The organism is Bacillus mobilis (genome assembly GCF_001884045.1).
Classification (GTDB): Bacteria; Bacillota; Bacilli; order Bacillales; family Bacillaceae_G; genus Bacillus_A; species Bacillus_A mobilis.
In genome coordinates this window covers 209,069-235,063 of sequence record NZ_MACF01000071.1, presented here as the reverse complement: position 1 = coordinate 235,063, position 25,995 = coordinate 209,069, and the positions used below count along the sequence as shown (strand labels likewise).

General features: G+C 34.1%; 30 protein-coding genes and 1 pseudogene. 22 read left to right on the top strand and 9 right to left on the bottom strand.

All coding sequences use genetic code 11. The features are described 5' to 3' along the window. The first annotated feature begins 168 nt into the window (after window positions 1-168). The 8 genes from BAQ44_RS13165 to BAQ44_RS13130 all read left to right on the top strand — a co-directional run bounded on the left by BAQ44_RS13165 (window position 169) and on the right by BAQ44_RS13130 (window position 6,699). On the top strand, window positions 169-897 hold the full coding sequence (locus BAQ44_RS13165; RefSeq protein ID WP_071721939.1) for a YqcI/YcgG family protein: 729 nt from the start codon (window positions 169-171) through the stop codon (window positions 895-897). 138 nt (window positions 898-1,035) lie between these two features. Beyond that, window positions 1,036-1,668 (top strand): LysE family transporter, encoded by a 633-nt coding sequence (locus BAQ44_RS13160; RefSeq protein ID WP_071721938.1) that lies wholly within the window; start codon window positions 1,036-1,038, stop codon window positions 1,666-1,668. Window positions 1,669-1,687: 19 nt separating this feature from the next. Continuing rightward, complete coding sequence (locus BAQ44_RS13155) at window positions 1,688-1,981, top strand: hypothetical protein (protein WP_000286363.1); 294 nt, start codon at window positions 1,688-1,690, stop codon at window positions 1,979-1,981. A gap of 81 nt (window positions 1,982-2,062) precedes the next feature. Continuing rightward, window positions 2,063-2,692, top strand: coding sequence for a sterol desaturase family protein (locus tag BAQ44_RS13150; protein ID WP_071721937.1), 630 nt, complete (start codon window positions 2,063-2,065; stop codon window positions 2,690-2,692). Between the two features lie 247 nt (window positions 2,693-2,939). Further along, window positions 2,940-3,281, top strand: coding sequence for a DUF485 domain-containing protein (locus BAQ44_RS13145; protein WP_000817376.1), 342 nt, complete (start codon window positions 2,940-2,942; stop codon window positions 3,279-3,281). A gap of 2 nt (window positions 3,282-3,283) precedes the next feature. Beyond that, entirely contained in the window at window positions 3,284-4,834 is a 1,551-nt protein-coding gene (locus BAQ44_RS13140) for a solute symporter family protein (protein WP_071721936.1), read from the top strand. 180 nt (window positions 4,835-5,014) lie between these two features. Further along, window positions 5,015-6,364, top strand: coding sequence for an aspartate aminotransferase family protein (locus BAQ44_RS13135; RefSeq protein WP_116758364.1), 1,350 nt, complete (start codon window positions 5,015-5,017; stop codon window positions 6,362-6,364). Between the two features lie 56 nt (window positions 6,365-6,420). Then, complete coding sequence (locus tag BAQ44_RS13130) at window positions 6,421-6,699, top strand: DUF3986 family protein (RefSeq protein ID WP_071721934.1); 279 nt, start codon at window positions 6,421-6,423, stop codon at window positions 6,697-6,699. 61 nt (window positions 6,700-6,760) lie between these two features. Here BAQ44_RS13130 and BAQ44_RS13125 read toward each other — a convergent pair whose 3' ends face one another. Further along, on the bottom strand, window positions 6,761-7,924 hold the full coding sequence (locus BAQ44_RS13125; RefSeq protein ID WP_061680520.1) for a cation:proton antiporter: 1,164 nt from the start codon (window positions 7,922-7,924) through the stop codon (window positions 6,761-6,763). Window positions 7,925-8,192: 268 nt separating this feature from the next. Between BAQ44_RS13125 and BAQ44_RS13120 the strand changes: the two genes are divergently transcribed. Then, on the top strand, window positions 8,193-9,038 hold the full coding sequence (locus BAQ44_RS13120) for a MerR family transcriptional regulator (RefSeq protein ID WP_071721933.1): 846 nt from the start codon (window positions 8,193-8,195) through the stop codon (window positions 9,036-9,038). A gap of 131 nt (window positions 9,039-9,169) precedes the next feature. After that, window positions 9,170-10,525 (top strand): MATE family efflux transporter, encoded by a 1,356-nt coding sequence (locus BAQ44_RS13115; protein WP_071721949.1) that lies wholly within the window; start codon window positions 9,170-9,172, stop codon window positions 10,523-10,525. Between the two features lie 37 nt (window positions 10,526-10,562). Here the strand turns inward: BAQ44_RS13115 and BAQ44_RS13110 are convergent, their stop codons facing one another. Beyond that, window positions 10,563-11,228, bottom strand: a complete 666-nt coding sequence (locus BAQ44_RS13110; protein ID WP_061680522.1) for a DUF421 domain-containing protein — start codon at window positions 11,226-11,228, stop codon at window positions 10,563-10,565. Between the two features lie 160 nt (window positions 11,229-11,388). Here BAQ44_RS13110 and BAQ44_RS13105 point away from each other — a divergent pair, with 160 nt between their 5' ends. The 6 genes from BAQ44_RS13105 (at window position 11,389) to BAQ44_RS13080 (ending at window position 15,413) form a co-directional block, all read left to right on the top strand. Then, window positions 11,389-11,967 carry a YdcF family protein gene (locus tag BAQ44_RS13105; protein ID WP_063263711.1) on the top strand — a complete coding sequence of 193 codons (579 nt, stop codon included), beginning with the start codon at window positions 11,389-11,391 and terminating at the stop codon, window positions 11,965-11,967. Window positions 11,968-12,113: 146 nt separating this feature from the next. Then, window positions 12,114-12,431: a magnetosome magnetite crystal formation protein family gene (locus BAQ44_RS13100; RefSeq protein ID WP_071721932.1), complete on the top strand. Its 318-nt coding sequence runs from the start codon at window positions 12,114-12,116 to the stop codon at window positions 12,429-12,431. Between the two features lie 232 nt (window positions 12,432-12,663). Next, a complete protein-coding gene (gene nfsA, locus BAQ44_RS13095) occupies window positions 12,664-13,398 on the top strand; it encodes an oxygen-insensitive NADPH nitroreductase (RefSeq protein WP_071721931.1) in 735 nt (244 codons plus the stop codon). 85 nt (window positions 13,399-13,483) lie between these two features. Next, a complete protein-coding gene (locus BAQ44_RS13090; protein ID WP_071721930.1) occupies window positions 13,484-14,068 on the top strand; it encodes a type 1 glutamine amidotransferase family protein in 585 nt (194 codons plus the stop codon). Between the two features lie 186 nt (window positions 14,069-14,254). Continuing rightward, window positions 14,255-14,800 (top strand): sigma-70 family RNA polymerase sigma factor, encoded by a 546-nt coding sequence (locus BAQ44_RS13085; protein ID WP_071721929.1) that lies wholly within the window; start codon window positions 14,255-14,257, stop codon window positions 14,798-14,800. 1 nt (window position 14,801) lies between these two features. After that, window positions 14,802-15,413 carry a flagellar motor switch protein FliG gene (locus tag BAQ44_RS13080; protein ID WP_063263707.1) on the top strand — a complete coding sequence of 204 codons (612 nt, stop codon included), beginning with the start codon at window positions 14,802-14,804 and terminating at the stop codon, window positions 15,411-15,413. A 90-nt stretch (window positions 15,414-15,503) separates the two neighbouring features. On the opposite strand, the gene BAQ44_RS13075 is transcribed toward BAQ44_RS13080, so the two are convergent. The 6 genes and pseudogenes from BAQ44_RS13075 to BAQ44_RS30345 form a co-directional block, all read right to left on the bottom strand. Beyond that, window positions 15,504-16,229, bottom strand: coding sequence for a sulfite exporter TauE/SafE family protein (locus BAQ44_RS13075; RefSeq protein WP_061680528.1), 726 nt, complete (start codon window positions 16,227-16,229; stop codon window positions 15,504-15,506). Between the two features lie 125 nt (window positions 16,230-16,354). Further along, window positions 16,355-17,575, bottom strand: coding sequence for an MFS transporter (locus tag BAQ44_RS13070; protein WP_071721928.1), 1,221 nt, complete (start codon window positions 17,573-17,575; stop codon window positions 16,355-16,357). Window positions 17,576-17,594: 19 nt separating this feature from the next. Continuing rightward, window positions 17,595-18,044 carry an ArsR/SmtB family transcription factor gene (locus BAQ44_RS13065; RefSeq protein WP_000459091.1) on the bottom strand — a complete coding sequence of 150 codons (450 nt, stop codon included), beginning with the start codon at window positions 18,042-18,044 and terminating at the stop codon, window positions 17,595-17,597. Between the two features lie 128 nt (window positions 18,045-18,172). Next, window positions 18,173-19,389: pseudogene (locus BAQ44_RS13060) on the bottom strand (MFS transporter). 7 nt (window positions 19,390-19,396) lie between these two features. Further along, window positions 19,397-19,864 carry a VOC family protein gene (locus tag BAQ44_RS13055; protein ID WP_071721927.1) on the bottom strand — a complete coding sequence of 156 codons (468 nt, stop codon included), beginning with the start codon at window positions 19,862-19,864 and terminating at the stop codon, window positions 19,397-19,399. Between the two features lie 166 nt (window positions 19,865-20,030). Beyond that, window positions 20,031-20,150, bottom strand: a complete 120-nt coding sequence (locus tag BAQ44_RS30345) for a YjcZ family sporulation protein (RefSeq protein WP_000120179.1) — start codon at window positions 20,148-20,150, stop codon at window positions 20,031-20,033. A gap of 238 nt (window positions 20,151-20,388) precedes the next feature. On the opposite strand from BAQ44_RS30345, the gene BAQ44_RS13045 reads away from it, so the two are divergent. Beyond that, window positions 20,389-20,607, top strand: a complete 219-nt coding sequence (locus tag BAQ44_RS13045; protein ID WP_063263701.1) for an aspartyl-phosphate phosphatase Spo0E family protein — start codon at window positions 20,389-20,391, stop codon at window positions 20,605-20,607. Between the two features lie 54 nt (window positions 20,608-20,661). After that, on the top strand, window positions 20,662-20,850 hold the full coding sequence (gene hfq, locus BAQ44_RS13040; RefSeq protein ID WP_000400659.1) for an RNA chaperone Hfq: 189 nt from the start codon (window positions 20,662-20,664) through the stop codon (window positions 20,848-20,850). A gap of 25 nt (window positions 20,851-20,875) precedes the next feature. Here the strand turns inward: hfq and BAQ44_RS13035 are convergent, their stop codons facing one another. Next, window positions 20,876-21,478 (bottom strand): HD domain-containing protein, encoded by a 603-nt coding sequence (locus tag BAQ44_RS13035; protein ID WP_061680533.1) that lies wholly within the window; start codon window positions 21,476-21,478, stop codon window positions 20,876-20,878. A 172-nt stretch (window positions 21,479-21,650) separates the two neighbouring features. Between BAQ44_RS13035 and BAQ44_RS13030 the strand changes: the two genes are divergently transcribed. The 4 genes from BAQ44_RS13030 to BAQ44_RS13015 all read left to right on the top strand — a co-directional run bounded on the left by BAQ44_RS13030 (window position 21,651) and on the right by BAQ44_RS13015 (window position 25,845). Then, entirely contained in the window at window positions 21,651-22,484 is an 834-nt protein-coding gene (locus tag BAQ44_RS13030) for a flagellar motor protein MotP (protein ID WP_063263700.1), read from the top strand. 22 nt (window positions 22,485-22,506) lie between these two features. Further along, window positions 22,507-23,184, top strand: coding sequence for an OmpA family protein (locus tag BAQ44_RS13025; RefSeq protein ID WP_071721926.1), 678 nt, complete (start codon window positions 22,507-22,509; stop codon window positions 23,182-23,184). Window positions 23,185-23,334: 150 nt separating this feature from the next. Further along, window positions 23,335-23,703, top strand: coding sequence for a response regulator (locus tag BAQ44_RS13020; protein WP_000940577.1), 369 nt, complete (start codon window positions 23,335-23,337; stop codon window positions 23,701-23,703). A gap of 129 nt (window positions 23,704-23,832) precedes the next feature. Next, complete coding sequence (locus BAQ44_RS13015) at window positions 23,833-25,845, top strand: chemotaxis protein CheA (protein WP_071721925.1); 2,013 nt, start codon at window positions 23,833-23,835, stop codon at window positions 25,843-25,845. The last annotated feature ends 150 nt before the right edge of the window (window positions 25,846-25,995 follow it).

Here is a 25,995-nt window from a genome sequence, read left to right as displayed (position 1 = left end):
AAATGATTAATTTAAATATACACGAATTGGTAGAATTTAGTCAAGTAAGCGATTTTATTTTTTTGTATTTTTAAATAATTTTTCAGCCAGATTTTTAAATAGGTATAGGACAGGCCGAGTATGTAATATTCTTAATTGAATGCTGTACATAATGAGGTGAAAGAAAGAATGAATGAGTCTTATTTATTAGATAATGAAGGAATGAGAACGAGAACTGGCATACCAAATTGGGTTACAAAAGAATTTCAAAATTTTTCGAGTGTCGTGCTAGAACCAACTTTTCCTTGCTATTTCGGCTTAACAGCTTTGAAAAAGAATGAACTTCGCTATTCATTTCTCTCTCATAATGATTGGAGTCATTTGCCACATACAATGTTATCTTTTTTAGAGTTAATGAAAGAGCGACCAATTGTAAGAAGAGGTTTTTTTCTTTTTGTGGAACCGGAATGTGAGGAACAATCACTGGAATATTACCGTGATTACTTTTGGAAAGTACTACAATATTTACATGAAAACGATGATCAAACATGGCCGAAGCAAATTCCTGAAGACCCAGACCATTACTTATGGGAATTTTCATTTGGTGGTGAACCGATATTCGCATTTGGAAATGCGCCGGCTTATAAACAAAGAAAAACTAGGCATTTAGGAAATTCTCTCGTTATTGGATTTCAACCACGCACCATCTTTGATGGATTAGAAGGAGATCGTCCTAAAGGAGCATATTCAAGGCAAACGGTCCGAGATCGAGTTGAAAAGTGGGATCAGCTGCCGAAGCATCCTAACATTAGTCATTATGGTGATCCAGATCATCGGGAATGGAAACAATACTTCATAGGAGACGATGTAAAGCCGATAAAAGGAAAGTGTCCTTTTCTTCATAAGTTAGAAAAGTAAGAGCCATCATCCGGATGGCTCTTTTGCATATTTTGGATAAAAAAGGGTATTTTAGTAGTAAATATTTTGATGAAAGCTAGTCTATTTTTAATCATTACATCATTACTTAATAGTAAAGGAAGTAGAAAGGATAGAGCGATGTTTGGAGCGATTATACAACAAATTGTATTAGGTATTTCATTAGCTGCGCCGGTAGGTCCGATTAATATTGAAATGTTAAAACGAGGAATTGAACGAGGTTTTTGGCATGCGTGGGTTGTTGGAATTGGTGGAATGACTGCAGATATTTTGTTTATGCTTCTCATTTATTTCGGTTTATCTTCTGTGTTTATGTATACATATGTACAAGCTTTTATGTATTGCACAGGGTTTTTCTTATTATTTTATTTAGGACTTCAAAGTGTAAAACAAGGAATTTCCCACACGAATATGGAATATAAAAAGGAAGAGGTAGGTGGCCTTAAACAATCGTTTATGGCAGGTTTTTTAATTGCGATATCCAACCCATTAAATCTTGTTTTTTGGTTTGGTATATACGGAAGTACACTTAGCTCATTGCTTACGAAAGTAACGAAACAAGAAGCCTTTTTGTATAGTCTTTGTATTATCGTTGGCATTATTTTATGGAATTTAAATATCGCTTTTTCTGTCCATTTTGGCAGGACGTTATTAAAGCAAAAAGCACTTGGCTATATAACAGCCGGAGCAGGTATTATTTTAGTAGGATATTCTATCCATTTTGCATACAAAGCTTTACAGTTGTTCACATAAGATTGAAGGGGAGATTTTTATGTATCGAACCACTATTGACGGAAAAGAAATTATTATTACGCTAGCACCAAAAATCCGAAAAGAAATTACTGATAGGAATCCACTATATGAAGCGGTATTTCATAATGCAGCAAGATTACTACAAACAAAGCAACCGACGTTTGCAGTGAATCATGAAATATTTGGGCTCATTATTGGAGAGGTTCAAAGAGGAGAAGTAACAGTGTTTGCGGTGGAACATATTATTCCGAAGCAAAATATATTTGGATCGAACAATTTTTTCTCGACAATAGAGCAACAGGCAAATTTGTAAAGTGAATCGAATAAAAATAAAATAATAGAAATAGTCGTAACGATATGTTGCGGCTGTTTTTTTGGAAAAGGGGGAAGGAAAATGAAGAGAGTGGGGAAAGAGTTCTTTTTACAACATGATATCGTTATTATGTATAGTATTTTATTTATTTACATCATTATTTTAAAAATGCAATTATTCACATGGATCGGTATGTTAGCGTGTTTGTTTGGGATTGTTTTTTATACGCTTAACGAATATATGACACATCGATTTTTATTTCACTTAAAGCCACCAAAAAACGTATTTTTATTAAAAATGTTAAGAAGATTACATTATGATCATCACGTATATCCAGATGATTTAAAACTATTATTCTTGCCTGTATGGTTTAGTATACCTAGCTTTACTATATATTTACTTATATCATACGCTGTAACAAAAAGTGTTACTATTACACTTTCATTTGGAATCGGAATGATTATCATGCTTCTCGTTTATGAATGGAAACATTATATTGCACATAAGCCAATTCGTCCGTTCACAAAGTTTGGGCGCTGGCTTAAAAAACAGCACATATTACACCATTATAAAAATGAAAAGTTTTGGTTTGGTGTTTCAAATCCAGTATTCGATTTCATATTTGGAACGCTTAAAGATGGAAAAGACGTTGAATTAAGCGAAACAGCTCGTAATTTAGAAAAAGAGAAAAAGACAGAAGTAGTGCGATAAGCACTACTTTTTTATTTTGTTTTAATGAGCATCAAATTTTGCCTAGTATGAGATTGCAATACGGAAATTTTATGCTGAAAAAGTATATTAAAAACTTAGGGGAAAATGCCGAAAAATGTCTATCGAAAAATCTTTGCAGGAATGTATGGATTGTCTAAAATGAAAATAAGTTTCTGAATATTTATAAAATTTAGTCTTTAGGTATGCAAGGGGGAATTGTATTTCTAGTAAGGGAGGGGATTGGATAATGAAACGAGATGATACGTCAGCACGTAAGTTACAAAATGAGGTGAATTATACAGAGGTTGTTCAGTCAGAAGAATTTCAATTGTTATTAAATACGAAAAAGAAGTTTATCGTTCCGATGAGTATTTTCTTTTTAAGCTTTTTTATTGCATTACCTATTTTAACATCGTATTCAAAGGTGCTCAATACACCAGCATTTGGGGATGTTACGTGGGCATGGGTGTTTGCGTTTGCGCAATTTATCATGACGTGGTCATTATGTATGATTTATAGCAAAAAAGCAGAATCCTTTGATAAAATCTCGCAAAACATTCTACAAGATATGCAAAAAGGGAGGGGCTGACTTTGAATACAACTGCATTTGCACTATTTTTAATCATCGTTCTTGGTACACTCGTCATAACTTATTTTGCATCGAAGAAAACGAAAAATGCGAGTGAGTTTTATACAGCTGGAGGGGGATTAACTGGTTGGCAAAATGGTCTGGCCATTGCAGGAGATTATATGTCTGCTGCGTCTTTTCTTGGTATAGCCGGAGCGATTGCGTTAACTGGTTTTGATGGGTTCTTTTATAGTATTGGTTTCTTAGTTGCTTACTTAGTTGTATTATATTTAGTTGCAGAGCCACTTCGAAATTTAGGGAAATACACGCTAGCAGATATGATTGCGGCGCGTTTTGATGCGAAAAAAGTTCGCGGAGTTGCAGCGCTTAATACGATGACGATTTCAATTTTTTATATGATTGCACAATTAGTTGGGGCTGGTGCACTTATTAAATTATTATTAGGGATCGAATATACGACATCCGTTTTAATCGTTGGTACATTAATGACAGTGTACGTTATATTTGGCGGAATGACTGCGACGAGCTGGGTACAAATTGTTAAGGCTGTATTACTTATGGCGGGTACATTTATTATTTCTGTTATCGTTTTCTCAAAATTTAATTTTAGTGTGACTGAAATGTTTGCTCAAATGAAAACAGCTACACCATTAAAAGATTCATTTTTAAACCCAGGAGTAAAGTATAAAGATGGTCTTGATACACTTTCTTTAAATTTAGGACTAGTCCTTGGTACTGCCGGATTACCACATATTCTTGTTCGCTTTTTTACAGTACGTGATGCAAAAACAGCACGTCAATCTGTTGTATACGCTACGTGGTTAATTGGCGCATTTTATATTATGACAATTTTCTTAGGGTTTGGGGCAGCGGCATTTGTAGGGAATGAGGCGATTATTAAAGCGAATCCTGCTGGTAATATGGCAGCACCTTTATTAGCGAAAGCGTTAGGTGGAGATTTCTTATTTGCTTTCGTATCAGCAATTGCCTTTGCAACGATTTTGGCTGTAGTGGCAGGACTTGTATTAACAGCCGCATCAGCATTTGCACATGATTTTTATAATGAAATTATTCGCAAGGGGAAATCAACGGAAAAAGAGCAAGTTTCAATGGCTCGCTATGCGTCTATTGGAGTAGCGGTATTATCCATTATACTAGCGTTATTTGCTCAAACATTGAATGTAGCATTTTTAGTTTCATTAGCATTTGCAGTTGCAGCGAGTGCCAATCTACCAGTTATATTATTCACAATATATTGGAAGCGCTTTAATACGACAGGTGCTATCTCTGGTATGATTGTTGGTCTAGTATCAGCAATTGTTCTCGTAGCGTTAAGTCCAAATGTTTGGAACCCTGTAGCTGGAAAAGCTATATTTGTTGGGGAAGCGATTTTCCCATATACGACACCTGGAATTATTTCAATTCCGCTTGGATTCCTTGCAGCATATTTAGGAACCGTGTTATCTAGTAAGAAAGAAGATGCAGCGAAATTTGATGAGATTCTTGTGAAATCTAATACTGGTCATGGTATTAGTGATGCATCTTCCCATTAAAAAGAGAAGGGCTTTTCGATATATAAGAAAAGCTCTTTTTTTCTTGTAAATATTACTGTATTGTAAGTAGGATTTTGTCTTAATTTTGTGGAATGAAAATAAGCAGGGAGAAAATTAAATCATCATGGCACCAGCGCAGCTTTTGTGAAAAATAAGTTGTTATGGAAGGTGGAAGAAATGATGAAAACGAAACAGACTGATGAATTGTTAGCAAAAGATGAGCAATATGTTTGGCACGGAATGCGTCCCTTTAGTCCAAGTAGTACAATGGTAGGGGCAAAAGCAGAAGGGTGCTGGGTTGAAGATATACAAGGGAAACGATATTTAGATGGTATGAGTGGCCTTTGGTGTGTGAATAGTGGATATGGCAGAAAAGAGCTTGCAGAGGCGGCTTATAAGCAATTACAGACATTATCATACTTTCCGATGTCACAATCGCATGAACCTGCTATAAAGCTTGCTGAAAAATTAAATGAGTGGCTTGGAGGAGAGTATGTTATTTTCTTCTCTAATAGTGGTTCGGAAGCGAACGAAACAGCTTTTAAAATAGCAAGGCAATACTATGCGCAAAAAGGTGAGCCGCATCGTTATAAATTTATGTCACGTTACCGTGGATATCATGGAAATACAATGGCTACGATGGCAGCGACGGGACAAGCGCAGCGTAGATATCAATATGAGCCATTTGCTTCAGGATTTTTACATGTAACACCGCCAGATTGTTATCGTATGCCTGGAATAGAAGCAGAGGACATTTATGATGTAGAATGTGTAAAAGAAGTAAATCGCGTTATGACATGGGAATTAAGTGAAACGATTGCAGCTTTTATTATGGAACCAATTATTACGGGCGGAGGCATTTTAATGCCACCACAAGACTATATGAAAGCCGTTCATGAGACGTGTCAAAAACACGGTGCACTACTCATTAGCGATGAAGTAATTTGCGGTTTCGGACGTACAGGGAAGGCATTTGGATTTATGAATTATGATGTGAAGCCAGATATTATTACGATGGCAAAAGGGATTACGAGCGCATATTTACCATTATCAGCGACAGCTGTGAAAAAAGAAATATATGAAGCATTTAAAGGGAATGGAGAATATGAATTCTTCCGTCATATTAATACATTTGGTGGAAATCCTGCAGCTTGTGCATTAGCACTTAAAAACTTAGAGATTATGGAAAATGAAAATTTAATTGAGCGTTCTGCACAAATGGGCTCGCTTTTATTAGAGCAATTAAAAGAAGAAATTGGAGAACATCCACTTGTTGGGAATATTAGAGGGAAAGGTCTACTAGTTGGAATCGAACTAGTAAATGATAAAGAGACGAAAGAGCCAATTGATAACGACAAAATTGCAAGTGTTGTAAATGCTTGTAAAGAAAAAGGTTTAATTATAGGACGAAACGGTATGACAACAGCAGGATATAATAATGTCTTAACATTGGCACCGCCGCTCGTTATATCAAGTGAAGAAATTGCTTTCGTTGTTGGTACGTTGAAGACAGCGATGGAACGTATTTAATGAATGAAGCGAGCTTGTAGATTACAGCTCGCTTTTGTTTAGTAGGAGGGGCTTTTATGGAGAAACATGATCTGAGTCAACATTATCACATCGGATATTATGAAGATGGATATGATTTAGAAGTGACGGCGTACAAAAGAATAAATGAACCAGTTTGGGATGCTTATATTCCGCATTATGAGGCAGAGGATTTTTATAAAAAAGTGGAGAAAATGAAGCTAGGTGAATATATAGATGATTACGGCATTATGGTGTATTCATTTAGTGATAATATTGACGATGAAGAAGCACGAATTATGTTTGAAAAATGGTTAAAAAAGAACGAGATTGTGTAAAGATAAATGTAAAAAGAGATTGCTATCTTATAAGATAGCAATCTCTTTTTATATATAAAATTTATTTACTTGCTTTCATTGCTTTATCTTTTGCACCAAAAGTGTATTTTAACATTGGTGGTGTAATCATTGTAGTTAAAATAACGACGATAACGATAGCTGTAAAGTAATCTTGTGCTAGTAGACCTGAAGAAAGTCCTGTTCCAGCGATGATAAGTGCAACTTCACCACGAGAAACCATGCCAGAACCGATAATGGCAGAAGACTTAGCGTCAAATCCAGTCATTCGTGCACCCAATCCACAACCAATTAGTTTCGTTAATACAGCGATTACTGTTAATGCTAGGATGAACCAAATTTGATTGCCAATACCGTCAAATGTAATATTCATACCGATACTAACGAAGAACACTGGAACGAACATAGCGTAAGCGATTGGTTCTACTTTCTTTTCTACTTCATGTTTGTAGTTCGTTTGAGAAATCGCGATACCAGCTGCGAAAGCACCGATAATACCAGCAATTCCTAATAATTCGCCGAAATATGCGAATGAGAAACAGATGATAAGAGCCGCGCTCACGATAGACTCAGATACGCGTAGTGGTGATAACCAGCGCATAATCGCAGGAACACCTTTCCATCCGATTAAAATAATAGAAGCGAAGAATACAACTTTCTTCAAGATAATCATTGTTAAGTTAACATCATCTGTACCTAAGAAGCTCATTGCAAATGCTAATAGAATAACGACAAGAATGTCATCAAATACAGCTGCGCCTAGCATAGTTGTACTTTCACGTGTTTTCATCTTTCCTAAATCGCGAAGTGTTTGTACGGAAATACTAACACTTGTCGCACATAGAAGTAATCCTAAAAATACAGCATTTCCTTGTTCCATTCCGATAACAAGACCAGAAACGTAACCACCTATGAATGGAAGAAGGATACCTCCAAGTGCAACTGCTAAAGAAGAATTACGATTTGCATTTAATTCCTCTAAGTCTGTTTCAAGTCCTGCCATAAACATTAAAAGAATAACACCGACATTACTTAATTGTGTTAGAAGCTCTGAATTTTCAATCCAACCTAATATAGCTGGACCGATAACGATACCGACAATTAATTTACCTAGTACAGAAGGTTGACCTAGTCTAACACTAAGATCACCAGCGAGCTTTGTACTTAATAAAATAAGTGCAATTTGAAAGAAAAATTCGAAATCCATCGGATCCTCTCCTCATCATTTTTATTTTTATCATACGATTTCTCGGAATTTGCCTAATGAAAATATGTAAAACCCATTAAACAAAGGGTCTGATTACAAGTTCTTTTGAACTCGTAATTTGAACCTGTAATTAATATATAATAAAATGTATGAAAAATCAATGAAAAAATAGCAGATTTTCATGATAGGATTCGATTTAGGTATGGAGAGAATCACTATATAATAAGAAGAAATAAGGATATATTTTTTATGAATTGGAGAAGGGAATATGTTATTAAATAAACGTTTTACAATTGGAGAAATGGCAAAAATGCATAATATAGCAGAATCTACATTACGTTATTATGATGAAAAAGGTATTTTTCATCCGTCTACTGTAGATCCGCAAACGAATTATCGTTATTACACAATCGATCAATTTTCACTATTAGATACGATTAAGTTTTTACGCCAATTAAATATTCCATTAAAGGAAATTAAGAAATATATTGATGAAAGAAATCCAGCATACGCACTCAATTTACTGGAGAAACAACAAGAAATGATGTTGAAAAAACAAAGAGAAATTGAGTATGCTTTGGCGAAAATGGAGCATAGAATTCATTTAATTAAGGAAGCAACAAAAGTAAAAGCTGAACAAATGGTAATTAAAGAGATCCCGCAGCGAAAGATAACAGCCATTGCTGTTGCTCCGAATACGACGGATGATATGTTTGAGTACTACATCCATTCGTTGCAAAAAAATATGAGGCAAATGGATGATAGCTTATTTTCTGGAGATATCGGTGTAACAGTTGCGAAAAAAGGATTAATGCAAAATGAGTTTCAAGCATATAGTAGTGTTTTTATTCTTTTAGATTACATGCCTTTTCAAGTACATAGCTCAGATGAAATTAAAGAAGGTATGTTTGCCTGTGTATATCATCACGGCCCATATGAAGAAACGGATGAAACATATAAGAAATTAATGAAATATATTGATCAAGAGGGATACGAAGTAAGTGGAGATGCGATTGAGATTGCATTAATTGATTGGTCTGTAACAGAAAATCCAGAGGAGCAAGTAACTGAAATTCAAATTCCTATCATGAAAAAACAAAGCAATAAGATGTAGAACTCGTATCATTACAAATTGACATCAAACAGAATAATTAAGTTACCTATTTTTCAAATTCTCTATTGACCTTCAAGTAACTTTAAGGTTTAAACTGTGAACAGAGCATTGAAAAAAGGAGCATTTATATGATGGAAACAACAGAGAAGTTAAGAGAAAAACCGATAAAAAGTTTATTTATTTCATATTTAATACCGGCCGTTCTTGGAATGGTATTAATGTCAGTTAATATTGTGATTGATGCGGTTATGATTAGTAGAGGAGTTGGTGCAAACGGTTTAGCAGGAGTAAATGTGGCTATTCCAGCCTTTTCAATTTTCTTCTCTATTTCATTATGGATTGGAATGGGTGGGGCAACTTTATACTCCATTGCACTAGGTGAAAATAAAGTAGAAAGAGCAAGGTCTATTTTTACGCAATCCATGACGGTAGCAGTAATGATCGTAGGTGTGTTAGCAGCGATTTGCTTATGGAGAATAGAAGATATAGCATACTTATTCGGTGCAAACGAAGTGATTTTACCGTATGCGTTAGACTATTTACACGTATTATTAACGTTTGGAATGATATACGTGTTAGAAAATATTTTAAGTACATTTATACGAAATGATGGAAATCCTAATTTAGCGATGGCAGGTCTAGTTGTAACGGCTGTATTAAATATAGTGTTTGACTATATCTTTATTTTTATCTTTGGATGGGGCGTAACAGGTGCTGCTTCAGCGACTATTCTTTCGGCAGCTATCGGTTTCCTTGTATTATTAACGCACTTCTTTAGAAAAAGTAGTATTTTAAAGTGGACGAAATTCCATTTTGAATGGGATACAGTTAAACAAATTATGATAATCGGTTTCCCGAGCTTTACAGCAGAAAGTACAGTAGCGATTGTAACGATTGGTTTTAATATCGCATTCGTTCAATATGCTGGAGAAGTAGGAGTCGCTTCTTATGCGATGGTAAATAGTATTCATGCGATGACATTACTATTATTCTTCGGTGTTGGAGCAGCATTACAACCAATCGCTAGTTTCCATTATGGCGCAAATTTATCAGAGAGATTGCGCGAAGGATTAAAGTTCGCTGTAAAAATTGCGGTAGTACTCGGTGGTATTGCAATAATTGTCGGATTATTCTTCGGGAAATATATTATTGGTCTATTTGATGTCCAATCTCCAGAGTTGTTGGAGTTAACATTAACGGGTATTAGCTTGTTCTTTATCCAATATGTATTTTTAGGCTATAACATTGTGTATGGAGAGTACTTCCAATCCGTGCGACAAACGAGAAAATCAGTGCTGATTATAATGAGCCGAGGGTTACTATTTATTATTCCATTATTATGGATTATGCCAAAATTATTTGGGATAAATGGAATTTGGCTCGTTATGCCAGTAGCTGAAGTATTGACAGCGATTATCGTATTTACGATGAATCGTATGAAGCATCCTGTTCCATTAAATATGGCGGGAGAGAAAGAAGCGATATAATGAAGAAAGTCCCCTTGAGCAAGTAAGGGGACTTTTTTTATGCTTTTAAACTAATCGCAAAAGATCCATCTGTTTCTTGAACAGACGCGAAAGCAACGCTTTTAATATTAGTGATGCCCTTTTCTTTTAATTCTTTATATAACCATTCTTCGTCCTTATGAATTAACTTTAAGTTATCGTATTGAATTTGCGAATCAACGATAAGGGCAATTGGTAATCCGGCATACGTAACATCTATGTTCAAATCTTTTGGAGTTAATGGTACAAGCTCACGCTTTGGTAAAATACTAATGGCTCCGTTTGCTTCTAAAATAGCGTATTCAATTTCGTGAACACTTGGATATCCTGCGACGCGAAGGTTAGAAAGTAGTTCAGCAATTGGATATCTACTTTTTTGTAAGTTCTCAAAAATAATGTCACCATGTTTAATTAAAATGATAGGATGTCCGAGAATGAAACGATTTAGTTTGTTTAGTAAGCTTAATTTTGTAAGAAGTAAATGCAAACATGTAATAACGACCATACCGAGAAAGGCTTGCAAAGCACCAGAGACTGGTATGGCCTGAAAAGCTAAATAAGATAAAAAGATAATAGCACCAAAATCATGAGGAGTTAGTTGGGCTAAAGCTGATTTACCGAGCATCTTAAGTGATAGTAAAAATAAGATAAAAAAGAACGATACGTTACATAAAAAGAGAAGCAATAGAGACACTCCTTCGTGCAAAGTTGTACTTACTTTTCCCGAAAGGAATATAAATATTACTTCCCAGAGGATAAATTAGGGTGAACTGGAATTTGTCTGTATACAAACAAATAAATGGATATTATCATGAAAGAAGCAAAGAACTTAGGAGAATATGGATATGAAAAAGAAGAAAATAATTAAGTATATGATAGGAATTATAATGGTTTGCGCCGTTTATGCGGGATTTTTACAATATAACATTTATAAGCATGGGCAAATGAATGCCACCTACGATGCGGATTATATAATTGTATTAGGATCGAAAGTCAACGGAACGAAACCATCATACTCATTGCAATATCGTATTGATAAAGCAGCTGAATATTTACAATCACATGAGAAGACAACTGCGATTGTATCTGGAGGGAAAGGAAAAGGGGAAGATATTTCAGAAGCATTAGCAATGAAAAATGGATTAATGAAACTAAAAATTGCAGAAGACCGCATTATAATGGAAGATAAATCAACGAGTACAGATGAGAATATTAAATTCTCAAAACCGTTAATTCCGAGCGATATGAAAAAAGGAATGATCGTAACAAACGATTTTCATATGTTCAGAGCGAAAAAAATAGCAGCAAAACAAGGGTTACAATTAGAAGGTCTTCCGGCCGAAACACCGAAGCGAATTGTCATTCCATCGAATATACGAGAGTATTTAGCCATTACGCAATATTGGTTTATGAATCGAATATAGAGAAAGTAATCCCGCCTGGAAATCTAGGCGGGATTATTTTTGATGAAAATCTTACAAAAGTGTCATGTTTGTGAAAGGTAAAGCGATAGTTTCTAGAATGGATTCCTGACATAATGAAGATAACAAAAACAATAGAGGTGAATCGGATGAAAGGAAATAATATATTATCTTCACTATGTTACTTTAGTATCTTTTTTGCACCATTTTTACTGCCAATTATCGTGTACTTCGTTGCGGAGGATGAAGTGAAATACCACGCGAAAAAAGCATTTTGGTCCCATATTTTCCCGTATGCGATTTTATTTGGTGGCTTAGCAGTATTCGGCATATATGGCTTAAGCTTCAATCAATCTGATGGTGCTGGAATTGGCATGATGATCACATATGCGGTGTTCATTCTTGTAGGGATTTATTACTTCATTTGGAATATCGTAAAAGGTATTAAAGTTTTGAAAACAGCGTAGTAAAATAAGAAATAATTCGATGTGAGTTTGTCGTTATTTGTCGATAAGTCGATATTCCTTGTCGAATCGTCGATATATTTGAAAAATCGCCGATATAATTTCATTTACCGTATTAATAGACGTTTTAAAAAGAGCAATTCAAAAAGAATTGCTCTTTTTGTGCTTATAAGTTGTGAATATTGAAAAAGATATGTTAATTTTTCATTATGAAGAGAAAAAAGGAGTGTTTTTCATGAATGAGATTATACATAAAATGGAGCAACACGTTTCAGTTCGTAAATATAAAGAAGAATCAATTCCGAAAGATGTAGTAGACAGAATGGTACAAGCTGCGCAGCATGCCGCTTCCTCGCATTTTGTACAGGCCTATTCTGTTATATATGTAACAGATCAAGACTTAAAGGCTAAACTAGCAGAGTTATCCGGAAATCGTCACGTGAAAGACTGCGCAGCATTCTTTGTTTGTTGTGCAGATTTAAAGCGACTTGAAATAGCGTGTGAACAGCATAGTACAGAGATAAAGCATGAAGGAGTGGAAGACTTTATCGTTGCAACGGTAGATGCTTCGCTTTTCGCACAAAACTTAGCGTTAGCAGCAGAATCGTTAGGATACGGCATTTGTTATATTGGTGGTATTCGTAATAATCCGAGAGAAGTAAGTGAATTGCTTCATTTACCAGATAAAGTATATCCTGTATTCGGAATGACAGTTGGTGTACCAGATGAAGATCATGGAGTGAAACCACGTTTACCAGTAGCAGCAATCCTTCATGAAAATGGATATGATGAAAAGAAATATGATGAATTATTAAACGAATACGATGAAACGATGAGTTCGTATTACAAAGAAAGATCATCAAATAAGAAGAACGTAACATGGACGGAATCAATGAGTTCGTTTATGGCTAAAGAAAAAAGAATGCATATGAAAGAATTTTTAAGTGAAAAAGGATTTAATAAGAAATGAGTAAAAGGCAGACCTGTATGCAGGTCTGCCTTTTTTGGAGGAGAAATATGATTGTCTTCGAATAAGTATAGGGGGAGGAGATAATATGAAAAAAGCATTAATCTTTTTATTTGATGGATTTGCAGAATTTGAAGTGAATATAGCGAGTTTATTTTTAATAAGTAAGGAATTCGAAATAATAACAGCAACAATAGACGGCAAAACAGTTACAGGAGAAGGTGGTTTTTTGTGTCAACCACATGTCTCTATCGAGCTTATTGAAGTAGCGGACTATGAAGTGCTTATCGTACCAGGAGGACATATTTTTGACCATTTAGAAAATGAAAAGTTGTTATCTATCGTGAACGAATTACATAAGCAAAATAAATGGATAGCGGGTATTTGTGCAGGGACATCTTTACTACATGCAGCAGGAGTACTTAATAAGAAGAAATTCTCAACATCATTAACACCAGATGAAAAACAATTAGCGCATTTACATGAATGGGAATATAAACAAAATAAAGATGTAACCGTTGATGGGAAAATCATAACAGCGGTAGGATCTGCGTACGTGGAATTTGCTGCTGAAATAATGAAGCAGCTCAATTTATTTAATGAAGCTGAAGCGAAGGAGAACTTGCAATACTTTAAAAATGTAACAGAGCTGTGTGATGAAACGTTAGTATAAGTGAATAGTTTGATTGTTAATACCTAAGTTCAGAATGTAGATTCCACTTTCTGAACTTAGGTATTTTATTTGCTATTATATATGTAGAAATAAAAATTAAGAATTTTTTACAAAAGTGATAGAAAATGAGAATGAAATAACAATAGTAAGTAAAGGCAGCTGCTAAAGGGGAATTGAGGAAGGAAGATGCTTATGATTTTCAATTCTGAAGAGGATTTAATTATAGCTATGAAAAAACATGATCAAGATGCTTTGAAAGAAGTGATTGATCAGTATGGAAAATTAATTTTGTACATTATTCATAAATCATTAAGTACTCCTATTGAAAAACAATTTGTGGATGATTGTTATAATGATGTATTTACTGTCATTTGGTTTAATATCGACCAATTTGATATAGAAAAGGGAAACTTAAAATCTTGGATGATTGGTATTACTAAATTAAAGGCATTGGAATATAAAAAGAAAGTATATAAAGAGAATAAAATCGCTCAAGACGTAGAAATAGATACAGGTATTCATGATAGGTATGAAATAGAAAAAGAAGAAGAGATTATGGAAATCGTCCAAGATGTAAATAAGAAAGATCGATATATCTTTTTAAAGAGGTATGTTGATGGATATTCCATTGACGATATTGCGAAAGAATTAAAAGTAACGGCGGATTATATATACAATAGAATTTCTCGTGGGAAGAAAAAGCTTCAAAAATTGTGGAAAGGGAGTGTGTAATATGGATAAAAGATTATTGTCTATGTTAAATGAGCTCCAATATTCAGAGGAAGAAATTACACGTTTAGAGAAAGAAGCGAATGAGTCTATAAATATAGATAAGTATTATGTGAAAAACGGGGAATTATTGAAGAAATTAACGATGCAAATATTGGAAGAATCAGTTCGGAAAGAGTTACAAGAAGGAGAAGAAATCGAATGTGAAATATTAGTGGATGAGGGGAGCCTTGTAAATTCTAAAGTTATACCGAATATATTCACTGCAGGTGCTACTTTTTATTATTACATTGTTTTAACAAATACAAGATTACGAATTATATCGTTAGATTGCTACTTTAAAAAAATAAATGAGTACAATGTGCTAATAAGCTCAATTCAAGCAGTTTCGCGACATAAAAAAATGAAGAATGTATATGGAATTAATATAAATAATAATTTTATACAATTAGGAAGTAAAGAGTATAATCAAGAATTAACAATTTTAATTGAAAAACTAAAACAATGTGGAGTGAAAGAAGAGAGATATAAAGAATTTGAAAAACGTTGGATGATTTTTTTCAATGTCTTTGTAATAGCAATGGGTGGTCTTTTAGTTTTAAAATATTTAATGTGAAAATAAAGGGCGGCATAATAGCCGCTTTTTATCGTTTAAGTCTATATGTTTTTGTACAATCTAAAGCATCTTTTATCTTGAAAAGCTTACTTATAACAAATGTAAACTCTCAATAAGAAGATACATACCCGTACAACTTAAAAGGATATACGTAAATATTTTGAAAATCCGTTGATTAAGCCATTTGAAAATAATTTGACCTATATACAAACCTAGAAATACGATTGGAATAGCATAAAAACTTGATTCCCAAATTGTTTTGTTTGTGCCAGTAAAGAGTATTTGAGTTAGTAGACTAATGAAATATATAAACAGATAAAAGGCTAATGTAGTTGCTCGTAACTTCTCCTTTTTCGTATCAGTTCCTGTAAAATAAAGTAACAGGGGTGGTCCTGGCATACCGATACTTGTCGTTAAAAGACCAGATAATCCGCCAACTATAAAATCTCTAGATTTTGTTGATTTAATCTTAAAGTTGCATATTAGCATCAACGTTAATAGTAAGAGCAGGATGCTAATTGCTAATTTAAATGTGTTGATGTTAATAGAAGTGAAAATTAAAATACCAAAAGGAACACCAACTATACTTCCGAAAATTAATCTTTTCAGTAGAATAAAATCAATGTCTGTTCTTATTTTCCAAATGAGTGATATGGAAATAATTAATGATAAAATAATATTTATTTGTATAGCTTCTTGTGGTAGAAATAGCATGAGTAAGAAAGGTGTTGCCATAATAGAAAAGCCAAAACCGGTACTTGTTTGTAAAATAGAAGCTACTAATATAATACATATGAAAGTGAATATAATCTCCAAAATAACCCTCCTACATAATCAAATCCAATACATATTTTAACATAAAGTGAAACTTAAATCAGTGGGGGCTTACTGTCCTTTAAAACGGGAAAAAAGCGGCTAAATAACCGCTTTTTATGATGCATTTAATATTCCAATGATGACCCTGTAGCCTTAAAATATTTTTCTCGTGAAGGCGTCATTACCCGGATTGCTAATAAACAGGAAAGGAGAAGAATGAGTAATGAACTAATGATTACAGTAATTTGAACGGAAAGAAATTGTGCGGATGCCCCAATTGCTAAAATGAAAAAGATTTGGATGAAATTTTTTATAGAATCAAATACGCTATCAATGCGTCCTATCATATGAACTGGGATGTTATTTTGATAAAATGTGATAAAGCCAGTACCAGCAAATGATGAAGAAATGCCCAGTAAAATGAAACCGCCTGCCGCAATTATAAATGAATTTGAAAAGGCGAAAATTACATAGCCTATTGCTGTAAAAATCATACCGAATCCGATGCAATATTGAATCGGTAATCGTTTAGCAAAGAGAGAAACAAGAAATGAACCAAAAATATATGCAGCACCAGTTATACTAACAAGCATGCTATATTCCATGTCGGATAAAAACAGTACTTGTTTTGTGAATACAACTTCTTGTGAATCGAGCGCCATAGAAACAAGCATAGTGGCTTGAAATAAAACGAATATGAGAATGATGTAAGTTTCCGTTCGAGCGAATGAAAAAACTTGTTTCCAATCACTTCGTAATGTTTGTACGAAAGTATTTGCAACTTCTTCGTTTTGCTTTGTTTGTAGTGTAATGTTTGGTAAGAAATAAATGAGAATAGTAGAAAGTAGAAAGGAAAGTGAGTTGCAGTAAATTACAAAGGATGCTGAGTACGTGGTGAGAAGTATTCCAGCAAGGGCTGGACCGATAATAAAAGCCCCGCTTGTACAAAAGTTATTCCAAGCGTTGAATTGAGCGCGTTCTTCAGCTCGTATGAGCATTGTTCTATAAGAAAATGATGCTGGATCGAAAAATGATGTAGCGATGCGAGTTAAAAAGATAAAAATATAAATGGCCCAAATAGAATCAAATAGTGGAATACAGCCAATGAGAGCTGCCCGAATTATATCTGTGATGAGCATAATGGACCGTTTGTTTAATCGATCTACTATGCTACCAGACCATATTTTTGTAACAACGGTCGCAATTGGACCTACAATCCATAATCCTGCTACAGCAGCAGGGGAGTTTGTGCTATTTAACACCATTACGTTTAGGGCGATGAGATACATAAAATCACCTAAACGAGAAATTCCTGTTCCCGACAATAATAATAATTTATTTTTCATGAGCAGCTGGACCTTTCTTTCATTGTTTTTTAATCTTGCAGGAAATAGCGTATTCCTCTTCGGAGTTTGATTGACGAGCGGTTTTGTTTTCCCAGCGTAATAAAACTTGTGAAACTTCCCACGTAAGCTGCTGTAATTCCTCTGGAGTTAAAAATAAATGAGATACAATATGACTACCTGTATTCGTTCCTTCTGTGCCGCTTTCTTCAATATAGAAATGAGCGGCTTTTGCTTTATAATATTTTTCAATAATTCCCCGTTTTTCTTTCGTTTCTACTAATTCAAGTAACCCTCCATCATATAAAATTTGAACGTGATAATGTACGCTACCAGCAGATTTATTTAGTTTAGTAGCTACTTGTTTTGCAGTGAGTGCTTCGTCTTTTAACAGGTGAAGAATTTGAATGCGGGTTGCATTAGAAATGAGCTTCTGCTGCTCAGCTGAAATGGTAAGTCTATCGTCAAACATTACGACATCTCCTTTCTTATAATCTAAATTTATTTTACGTTCTAAAAAATTAGAACGTAAGGAAAATAAATCGCCTTTTTCCTTTATATTTCGACATAAATAAAAATAGCATGTACATAAACATGCTATTAAGTGATAGTGGATTCTTTATTCAGTTTCCCGCGATAAAATAAGTAAAGCCATATAAAACTAACAAAAATACAGCATATAGCCAACAAGGTACCGATAACTTGCGGAGAAAGAACTTCTAGAAGCACTCCTGTAAAAAACATAGATAACTGAATAAGAGATCCATAAATGGAATAATGGAATGAAAAAACTTTACCCATCATATTTTCCTTCGTGTAAGTTTGAAGTAATGTCGTATCAAGTGGAACGATGACTCCTCCTGCTATGCGCATACAGAGCAATGTAATAATACCGACAATAAGCTGATCGGATAAAATGAATGCGAGAAAGAAAATTCCTTGTAGGAAGTAGGCCCAGCCAAATGCTTTTTTTATTCTTTCTTTATTATGATATATATATATAGATTAACGAGGAGACTACCCATCATAAGCCCAGCCCCTTGAACCGTATATAAAATTCCGATATTCGTGTGAAAAATTTTTTCGGCATAGATTGTTAGAAGTAGCTGATAAGCACCTCCAATCATGCCCCATGAAATGCCGACAAGAATTAAGGTTAAAATAATTTTAGTTTGTAATATGTATGTATAACCATCTTTTATATCAGTAAAAAATGCTTTTTTTGTGTTACAAGTATCATGAGAAGGGACGCTCATATTATAAATAAAATAGGCTGAAATAAAGTATGACAGGCTATTTACTAAAAAAGCGAACTCAATATGTAAAGATTGTGCAAGGATTCCGCCTAAAGAAGCCCCCATAATAGACATAAAACCATTCATTATACTAGAAAGAGAGTTAGCAGTTACGAAATGATCTTGGTGTACGATATTTTTTAAGGTTACTTGTTTAGCCGGCTCAAATAAACAAGAAAGTACAGCTAAACATATATTAGAAATGAAAATAATCTCAATTTTATATAGTGCAAATAAATAAGTGAGGACGATTATGCCTCGTAAAATATCGGTAAAAATCAGAATCTTCTTTTTAGAAAAACGATCTACAACGCCGCCAATGAAAGGGCTAAGAAGAAGTTGAGGTAAACCTTTACTTATAAAAGTTAGTGCGATCATAAACGGAGATTTCGTTATGCTATAGACGAAGGTTACTAAAGCTACAGTATGAAACCAATCTCCAAGTACATTTAACGTTTGACCGTAAAATAGTTTTTTGAAGTTATTATTTGTTTTTAGAAGTGCGGAATAAGAAACTGACATAAAAAGATTAATCTTTATGTAATAAGGATGCCTGAACTTGTTTTTTCCACTCACTTACATACACTTTCTCCGCTGTAGGAAGTCCAACAGGTAATTGTGCAATCAATTCTAAACTATTTCCGTCAGGATCGTTAAAGTATACGGCGGCATGCGCTAATTCTGGAAAAACAATCGGTTCAATTGGTTCTATTCCGAAATCTTTTCGTGCTGAAATGCCTTTTTGATTTAGCCAATGAATCGCATTTTCTAAATTATGTAAGCTTACTTGAAAGGCGATGTGTCGTAAAGAGGGATGATAATTAACTTTGTATTCTGTGCCTTCCCAAAGGCCGAGCCAACTTTCATTTTCTTTAATCCAAAAGAAAGCAATATCATCTCCTCTTTTGTATAATTTCAGTCCAAGTGATTCATAAAAAGGTATTGATATCTCTAGGTTGCGGACAGGTAAATGTGCTTCGTAAAGACCTTTAATCATTGTAATCCTCCTTAGTAAAGTATTTCTTAATTTCATAGTAAACGTTTTTTTATTAGTTGAAATCGCAAAAAAGAGGGATATTCATTCATACGAAAGTATGAAAAAACAGCTCAAATATGAGCTGTTTTCGTATAGTTTTTCGTTCATTTGTTAAGGATAGGATATATTAGTATCCGTATCCGCCGCCACCCCAACAGCTACATCCGATGATGATTAGAAGGATGAATAGTACGATAAGCAAAGCAAATCCACCGCCGAAACCAGCGCAACTTCCACCATAGCTCATATGTTTTCCTCCTTTTGAGTAAGTTAATCTATATAATTCATGGACTACTATATACAATATGTTTTTTGTATGGAAAAGGAGCCAGTCTCTTTTGGAATTAGACAAACGCCTGTATGGTTATTTTGATTGTATGTTGGGCTAGTGATATGTGAATGAATTATTATATAATTTGCGATTTGTTCATAAAAAATATAAAAATTGTAAAAAAAACCATTTTTATATTTTTTTATGAGAGGATTTGTACTATAATTTTACAAGTAATATTATGGGAAAAGGGAGTTTTAGTAAAGAGATGGAGATGGGAAAATTATACAATAAAATAGAAAACAAAAAGAAAGAGCTAATTCAACTTGTTGCCAGGCATGGATTGGAACATGATAAAGTTTTGTTATTTAGCCGAGATTTAGATATACTTATTAATAAGTTTATGAATGTAAAAGATAAAGTACATAAATAAATAATTTATAGTTTTTTATATTAAGATATTTTGCGAAAAAGGAGAGAACAGTATTTGGAACACTTACAAGAAGAGTTATATAAGCAAATAAAAGAAGAAAAAGGTATCGTTACAATATTTTTAAAGAGTGGCGTTAGAATAGTAGGAGAAGTTGTTGCGATAGATAAATTCACTATTTTAATGTTAGTTGATGGAAAACAACAACTGATTTATAAGCAGGCTGTATCAACGATAATGAAATAAGACACTCAAATTGAGTGTCTTTTCATTATCGTTTGCAAGCTTCCACGTCAATGCCGGCAGCGAGTAGTTTCTTTTCTCCATCTTGTTCAATCATTTTTTGTAATTTAGATAGGAAAGAATCAAAGTTTGTATGCTTTGCTACTTGGAATGTCATTTTATGCTCAATTGGAAGCCACGTATCAATATCAGCTTCGTTATGTTGAATTTTCACCTCAAGCTTATCAAGTGCGTTAGCTACTTTTGCTTCGTACGTTTCTTTCGCTTCAAACTCCATCCATAAATCATATAATTCCTGACCGAGAGAACCTTCTAATGTTCGTTTAATATTTAAAATGGCTTCTTGCTCATTTTTTTGTTTTTGTAATTGTAATTCATGACTATTCATTGTATCAAAAGCAGGAATATCACCAGCTTCAGCTTCGACTAGGTCGTGAATAATAACCATTTTAAGTAATTTTTCAATGCTTACTTTTTGATCTAAATAAGGCTCAACTAAAATGGCCATTAGAGACATGCGCCACGTATGTTCAGCAACGCTTTCTTGACGTCCGTTAGAAAGCCAGCTATGTCGCATTTCATATTTTAGTTTTTCTGCTAGTGCAATGACTTGTAAAATGTTATGTTCCATCGTGATCCTCCTCATATTTCCATACTATAATTCTAATATGGAAATGAAATGTGTCAATTTTATGAGTATATTGCGATAAATAGATGATAAGCGTATAATAAACATTATATGTGAAAACGCATTATTAAAATAAAAAAATGTTTTATAAAAATGAAAAGGGAAGGGCAGGAATATGGGAGACGAAAATCAAGGATTTGCTAGACCACAAAGAAGAAAAAGGAAGTTTGACATTTCTAGCCCAGTTGGCATTATAGTAGGTTTTGCCATAGTAATAGCGGCAATTATGATTGGCGGCGGCGGAATAAAAGCTTTTAAAAACTTTTTAGATGTTTCATCTATTTTAATTGTCATAGGGGGAACTACAGCGACAATTGTTGTGGCGTATCGATTTGGAGAAATAAAAAAATATACGAAAAGTATTTTTACTGTTTTACATAGAAAAGAAGAAGATTTAGAACAGTTAACGGATTTGTTTGTTGATTTTTCGAAAAAGTCTAAAAAACACGGATTACTTTCTTTGGAAGTTGATGGAGAGCAAGTAGACAATCCTTTTATTCAAAAAGGAATTCAACTTATGTTAAGTGGTTATGATGAAGAGGAATTAAAAGAAGTATTAATGAAAGATGTTGAAACAGAAGTGTATGAGTTAAGAAAGGGAGCGACATTATTAGATAAAATTGGTGATTTTGCTCCAGCTTGGGGCATGATAGGGACTTTAATAGGTCTTATTATTATGCTTCAAAACTTGCAAGACACATCGCAAATTGGTACAGGGATGGCAGTTGCGATGTTAACGACATTGTATGGATCAGTACTTGCAAATATGATTGCAATCCCTCTTGCTGAAAAAGTGTATCGTGGTATTGAAGATTTATATACAGAGAAGAAGTTTGTTATTGAAGCAATTTCAGAATTGTATCGTGGACAAATTCCTTCTAAATTAAAGTTGAAACTAGATACATATGTATATGAAACAAAGATGAAAAAAGTAAAACGAGCAGCCTAATATTGCAAGGAGTGTTATGGTTATGATGAAACGACCGCAAAAGGGATCGCCTCGTTGGATGACGACTTTTACAGATTTAACGATGTTATTATTAACTTTCTTTGTATTACTAGTTGCTACATCAAAGCAAGATACAGTAAAATTATCAAAGATGCTTGAAAAGTTTAGTGACGTGGAGCAAGTTGATGCAAAAGTAATGGGAAATACAATACCAGATATTTCACATGAAAAAAATGATGAAAAAATGATCTCAAAAAAGCGAATGGATGACTTGTACAAAAAGTTAAAAGCATATGTAGATAGTAACGGTATTAGTCAAGTGAATGTATACCGAGAAGATACGGGAGTGAGCGTCGTTATAGTAGATAATTTAATATTTGATACGGGTGATGCGAACGTTAAACCTGAAGCAAAAGAGATCATTAGTCAATTAGTCGGATTTTTTCAATCTGTACCAAACCCGATTGTTGTGGAAGGGCATACAGATAGTAGACCGATCCATAACGAGAAGTTCCCTTCTAATTGGGAATTATCTTCAGCGAGGGCGGCTAATATGATTCACCACTTAATTGAAGTGTATAATGTGGAGGATAAAAGGTTAGCTGCGGTAGGATATGCAGACACAAAACCAGTCGTACCAAATGATTCACCGCAAAATTGGGAGAAAAACCGTCGCGTTGTCATTTATATTAAAGAATAGTATATTTTTATTTTAGTAATAAAATAATAAAAATACAGAAATTCTTTTAAAAAAATATTAAATTTTATCGTTTTATTTTGTATAATGAGTGAGAATGATAAGGTGAAATATTAAGATATATTTATACATAGAAGGAGAGAACCAAATAGAATGGCACATAAAATTTTAGTTGTAGACGATGCAATGTTTATGCGAACGATGATTAAAAACTTATTAAAAAGTAATTCTGAATTTGAGGTTATCGGAGAAGCAGAGAATGGAGTAGAAGCGATTCAAAAATATAAAGAACTTCAACCTGATATTGTAACATTAGATATTACTATGCCAGAAATGGACGGACTTGAAGCGTTAAAAGAAATTATGAAAATTGATTCAAGTGCAAAGGTTGTTATTTGTTCAGCAATGGGACAACAAGGTATGGTATTAGATGCAATTAAGGGTGGAGCAAAAGACTTTATTGTAAAGCCATTCCAAGCAGATCGTGTAATCGAAGCTTTAACAAAAGTAGCAAACAGCTAATATAAAAGGGGCGCCACAAGGAATCAAAACAGTGATAACGGATAGATGTGTGGCCCCCTTTTTTCTCGTTTTAAAACACTAAATTGTTATACATAAATGAAATGTTTGTTAGACAGGTAGGGGATGAAAATGCAAACAGATCTGTTAAATATATTTTTTGAAGAATCGGAAGAACATTTGCAGTCGCTAAATGAAAATGTGCTAATTTTAGAACAGAATCCTGCTGATATGGGTGTAGTAGGGGAGATATTCCGCTCAGCTCACACATTCAAAGGTATGTCTGCGAGTATGGAATTTACGGAAATGGCGGATTTAACGCATAAAATGGAAAACGTTTTAGATGAAATTCGTCATGGGAATATAGTAGTACATGCGAATATTATTGATGTGATTTTTGAGTGTATTGATAATTTAGAGAAAATGGTTGCAGATGTGCAACAAGGCGGAATGGGTAATATTGATGTAGTTTCAACGAAACAAAAATTAGAAGCGCTATTGAACGGAAATGTAGAAACTAGTGCGGAACATGTAGAGCAAGAGTCTATAAGCATAGATGATACAGTTTCGCATGAAGTGCATATAACCGTTGAACAGCAAGCTATTTTAAAAGCAGTACGTGCCATTATGTGTATTGAAGCACTGCAAAATATAGGTGATATACAAAAAACGGTTCCTAGTATTGAAGAAATCGAAGCAGATGCTTTCGGATTTGAGTTCACAGTATTTATGAATACGGATCGTAGTGTAGAAGAATTGAAACAGGTAGTCCTTCACGTTTCTGAAATTGAAAAAGTAGTAGTGAAACAAGGAGAATCTTTACAGGAAGTAGATTCGAAGTTTGCTACAGAAGAAGTTGTGCAAGTAGAAGAAATGATCCAATCGGATGTAGTTACGCAGGTCGAAGCCCCTATGGAGGCAGCGAAGCAACCAGCAAGTGCTACACCAACGAAAAGCGCTGCAAAAACGAAAAATGCTAAAGGTGAGAATCGTTCCATTCGTGTTCAATTAGAGAAAATCGAACGATTAATGAACATGTTTGAAGAAAGTGTAATTGAACGTGGGCGTATTGATGAATTGGCACAAACGATTCAAAACAAGGAGTTAATTGAGCATTTAAATCGATTAGGTGATATTTCGAAAGATATTCAAAATGTACTATTAAATATGCGTATGGTACCGATAGAAACTGTTTTCAATCGATTCCCTCGTATGGTACGTATGTTAGCGAAAGATTTAGGAAAAAAAATCGATTTACAAATTACAGGTGAAGACACTGAAGTAGATAAAATTGTAATTGATGAAATCGGTGATCCGCTTGTTCATTTAATTCGTAATGCGATTGATCATGGGGTTGAAACTGTTGAACAACGTCGTGATGCAGGAAAAAATGAGACAGGTACGATTAAATTAGAAGCTTTTCATAGTGGAAATCATGTCGTTATTCAAATTACGGATGACGGAAATGGTATTCATAAAGGAAAAGTATTAGAAAAAGCGATTAAAAATGGCGTTGTAACAGAATCTGAGGCAAATAAATTAACGGATCGTGAAGTGTATGACCTCATTTTCCAACCAGGATTTAGTACAGCTGAAGTAGTATCGGATCTTTCAGGACGTGGCGTTGGATTAGATGTTGTAAAACATACAATTCATAGTCTAGGTGGGCATTTGATTATTGATTCAGAGGAAGGAAAAGGAAGTACATTTAGAATTGAACTTCCGTTAACGTTATCTATTATTCAATCCATGCTTGTTCAAACAAATGACACGCGCTATGCTCTACCTCTTGGTAACATTGTCGAAGCGATTCGAATTAAGAGAGAAGACATCCAATCCGTACAAGGAAAAGACGTGTTAAACTATCGTGATCAAATTATTGAAGTGAAGCATTTAAGTACTGTATTTGGTGAAAAAACAGTAGATGAGGCGTTTGGGTCATATGATAGTCAAATGGTTCCTGTGTTAATTGTTCGTAATACACATCGTAGCTATGGACTAATTGTAAACACAATTATCGGTCAAAGAGAAATAGTCTTAAAGTCATTAGGCGACTTCTTTGCAGATAGTTCGAACTATTTCTCTGGCGCGACGATTCTCGGCGATGGACGAGTGGTCCTCATTTTAAACCCAGAAGGTTTATAATAGGAATGAAGGAAAGCTCCCCACTTGTAAACAATTGGGGAGCTTTTTGTTAACTATGCAAATATAAGAAAATTAATATATAAATGGAAATAAATACATATTCACGATTAGTGTAGGAAGTTTGCTAAAATAGAATGAGTTAAAGTGTAT

Excerpts from the sequence above, each read along its gene's own strand:
- BAQ44_RS13080 (WP_063263707.1), top strand. The coding sequence starts at position 14,802 with ATGGATAAAAGATTATTGTCTATGTTAAATGAGCTCCAATATTCAGAG.
- BAQ44_RS13035 (WP_061680533.1), bottom strand. The coding sequence starts at position 21,478 with ATGGAACATAACATTTTACAAGTCATTGCACTAGCAGAAAAACTAAAA.
- BAQ44_RS13070 (WP_071721928.1), bottom strand. The coding sequence starts at position 17,575 with ATGAAAAATAAATTATTATTATTGTCGGGAACAGGAATTTCTCGTTTA.
- BAQ44_RS13020 (WP_000940577.1), top strand. The coding sequence starts at position 23,335 with ATGGCACATAAAATTTTAGTTGTAGACGATGCAATGTTTATGCGAACG.
- BAQ44_RS13085 (WP_071721929.1), top strand. The coding sequence starts at position 14,255 with ATGCTTATGATTTTCAATTCTGAAGAGGATTTAATTATAGCTATGAAA.
- BAQ44_RS13130 (WP_071721934.1), top strand. The coding sequence starts at position 6,421 with ATGGAGAAACATGATCTGAGTCAACATTATCACATCGGATATTATGAA.
- BAQ44_RS13125 (WP_061680520.1), bottom strand. The coding sequence starts at position 7,924 with ATGGATTTCGAATTTTTCTTTCAAATTGCACTTATTTTATTAAGTACA.
- BAQ44_RS13165 (WP_071721939.1), top strand. The coding sequence starts at position 169 with ATGAATGAGTCTTATTTATTAGATAATGAAGGAATGAGAACGAGAACT.
- BAQ44_RS13105 (WP_063263711.1), top strand. The coding sequence starts at position 11,389 with ATGAAAAAGAAGAAAATAATTAAGTATATGATAGGAATTATAATGGTT.
- BAQ44_RS13025 (WP_071721926.1), top strand. The coding sequence starts at position 22,507 with ATGATGAAACGACCGCAAAAGGGATCGCCTCGTTGGATGACGACTTTT.
- BAQ44_RS13090 (WP_071721930.1), top strand. The coding sequence starts at position 13,484 with ATGAAAAAAGCATTAATCTTTTTATTTGATGGATTTGCAGAATTTGAA.
- BAQ44_RS13055 (WP_071721927.1), bottom strand. The coding sequence starts at position 19,864 with ATGATTAAAGGTCTTTACGAAGCACATTTACCTGTCCGCAACCTAGAG.
- BAQ44_RS13155 (WP_000286363.1), top strand. The coding sequence starts at position 1,688 with ATGTATCGAACCACTATTGACGGAAAAGAAATTATTATTACGCTAGCA.
- BAQ44_RS13065 (WP_000459091.1), bottom strand. The coding sequence starts at position 18,044 with ATGTTTGACGATAGACTTACCATTTCAGCTGAGCAGCAGAAGCTCATT.
- BAQ44_RS13030 (WP_063263700.1), top strand. The coding sequence starts at position 21,651 with ATGGGAGACGAAAATCAAGGATTTGCTAGACCACAAAGAAGAAAAAGG.
- BAQ44_RS13115 (WP_071721949.1), top strand. The coding sequence starts at position 9,170 with ATGGAAACAACAGAGAAGTTAAGAGAAAAACCGATAAAAAGTTTATTT.
- BAQ44_RS13145 (WP_000817376.1), top strand. The coding sequence starts at position 2,940 with ATGAAACGAGATGATACGTCAGCACGTAAGTTACAAAATGAGGTGAAT.
- BAQ44_RS13150 (WP_071721937.1), top strand. The coding sequence starts at position 2,063 with ATGAAGAGAGTGGGGAAAGAGTTCTTTTTACAACATGATATCGTTATT.
- BAQ44_RS13100 (WP_071721932.1), top strand. The coding sequence starts at position 12,114 with ATGAAAGGAAATAATATATTATCTTCACTATGTTACTTTAGTATCTTT.
- BAQ44_RS13160 (WP_071721938.1), top strand. The coding sequence starts at position 1,036 with ATGTTTGGAGCGATTATACAACAAATTGTATTAGGTATTTCATTAGCT.
- BAQ44_RS30345 (WP_000120179.1), bottom strand. The coding sequence starts at position 20,150 with ATGAGCTATGGTGGAAGTTGCGCTGGTTTCGGCGGTGGATTTGCTTTG.
- BAQ44_RS13120 (WP_071721933.1), top strand. The coding sequence starts at position 8,193 with ATGTTATTAAATAAACGTTTTACAATTGGAGAAATGGCAAAAATGCAT.
- nfsA (WP_071721931.1), top strand. The coding sequence starts at position 12,664 with ATGAATGAGATTATACATAAAATGGAGCAACACGTTTCAGTTCGTAAA.
- BAQ44_RS13135 (WP_116758364.1), top strand. The coding sequence starts at position 5,015 with ATGAAAACGAAACAGACTGATGAATTGTTAGCAAAAGATGAGCAATAT.
- BAQ44_RS13015 (WP_071721925.1), top strand. The coding sequence starts at position 23,833 with ATGCAAACAGATCTGTTAAATATATTTTTTGAAGAATCGGAAGAACAT.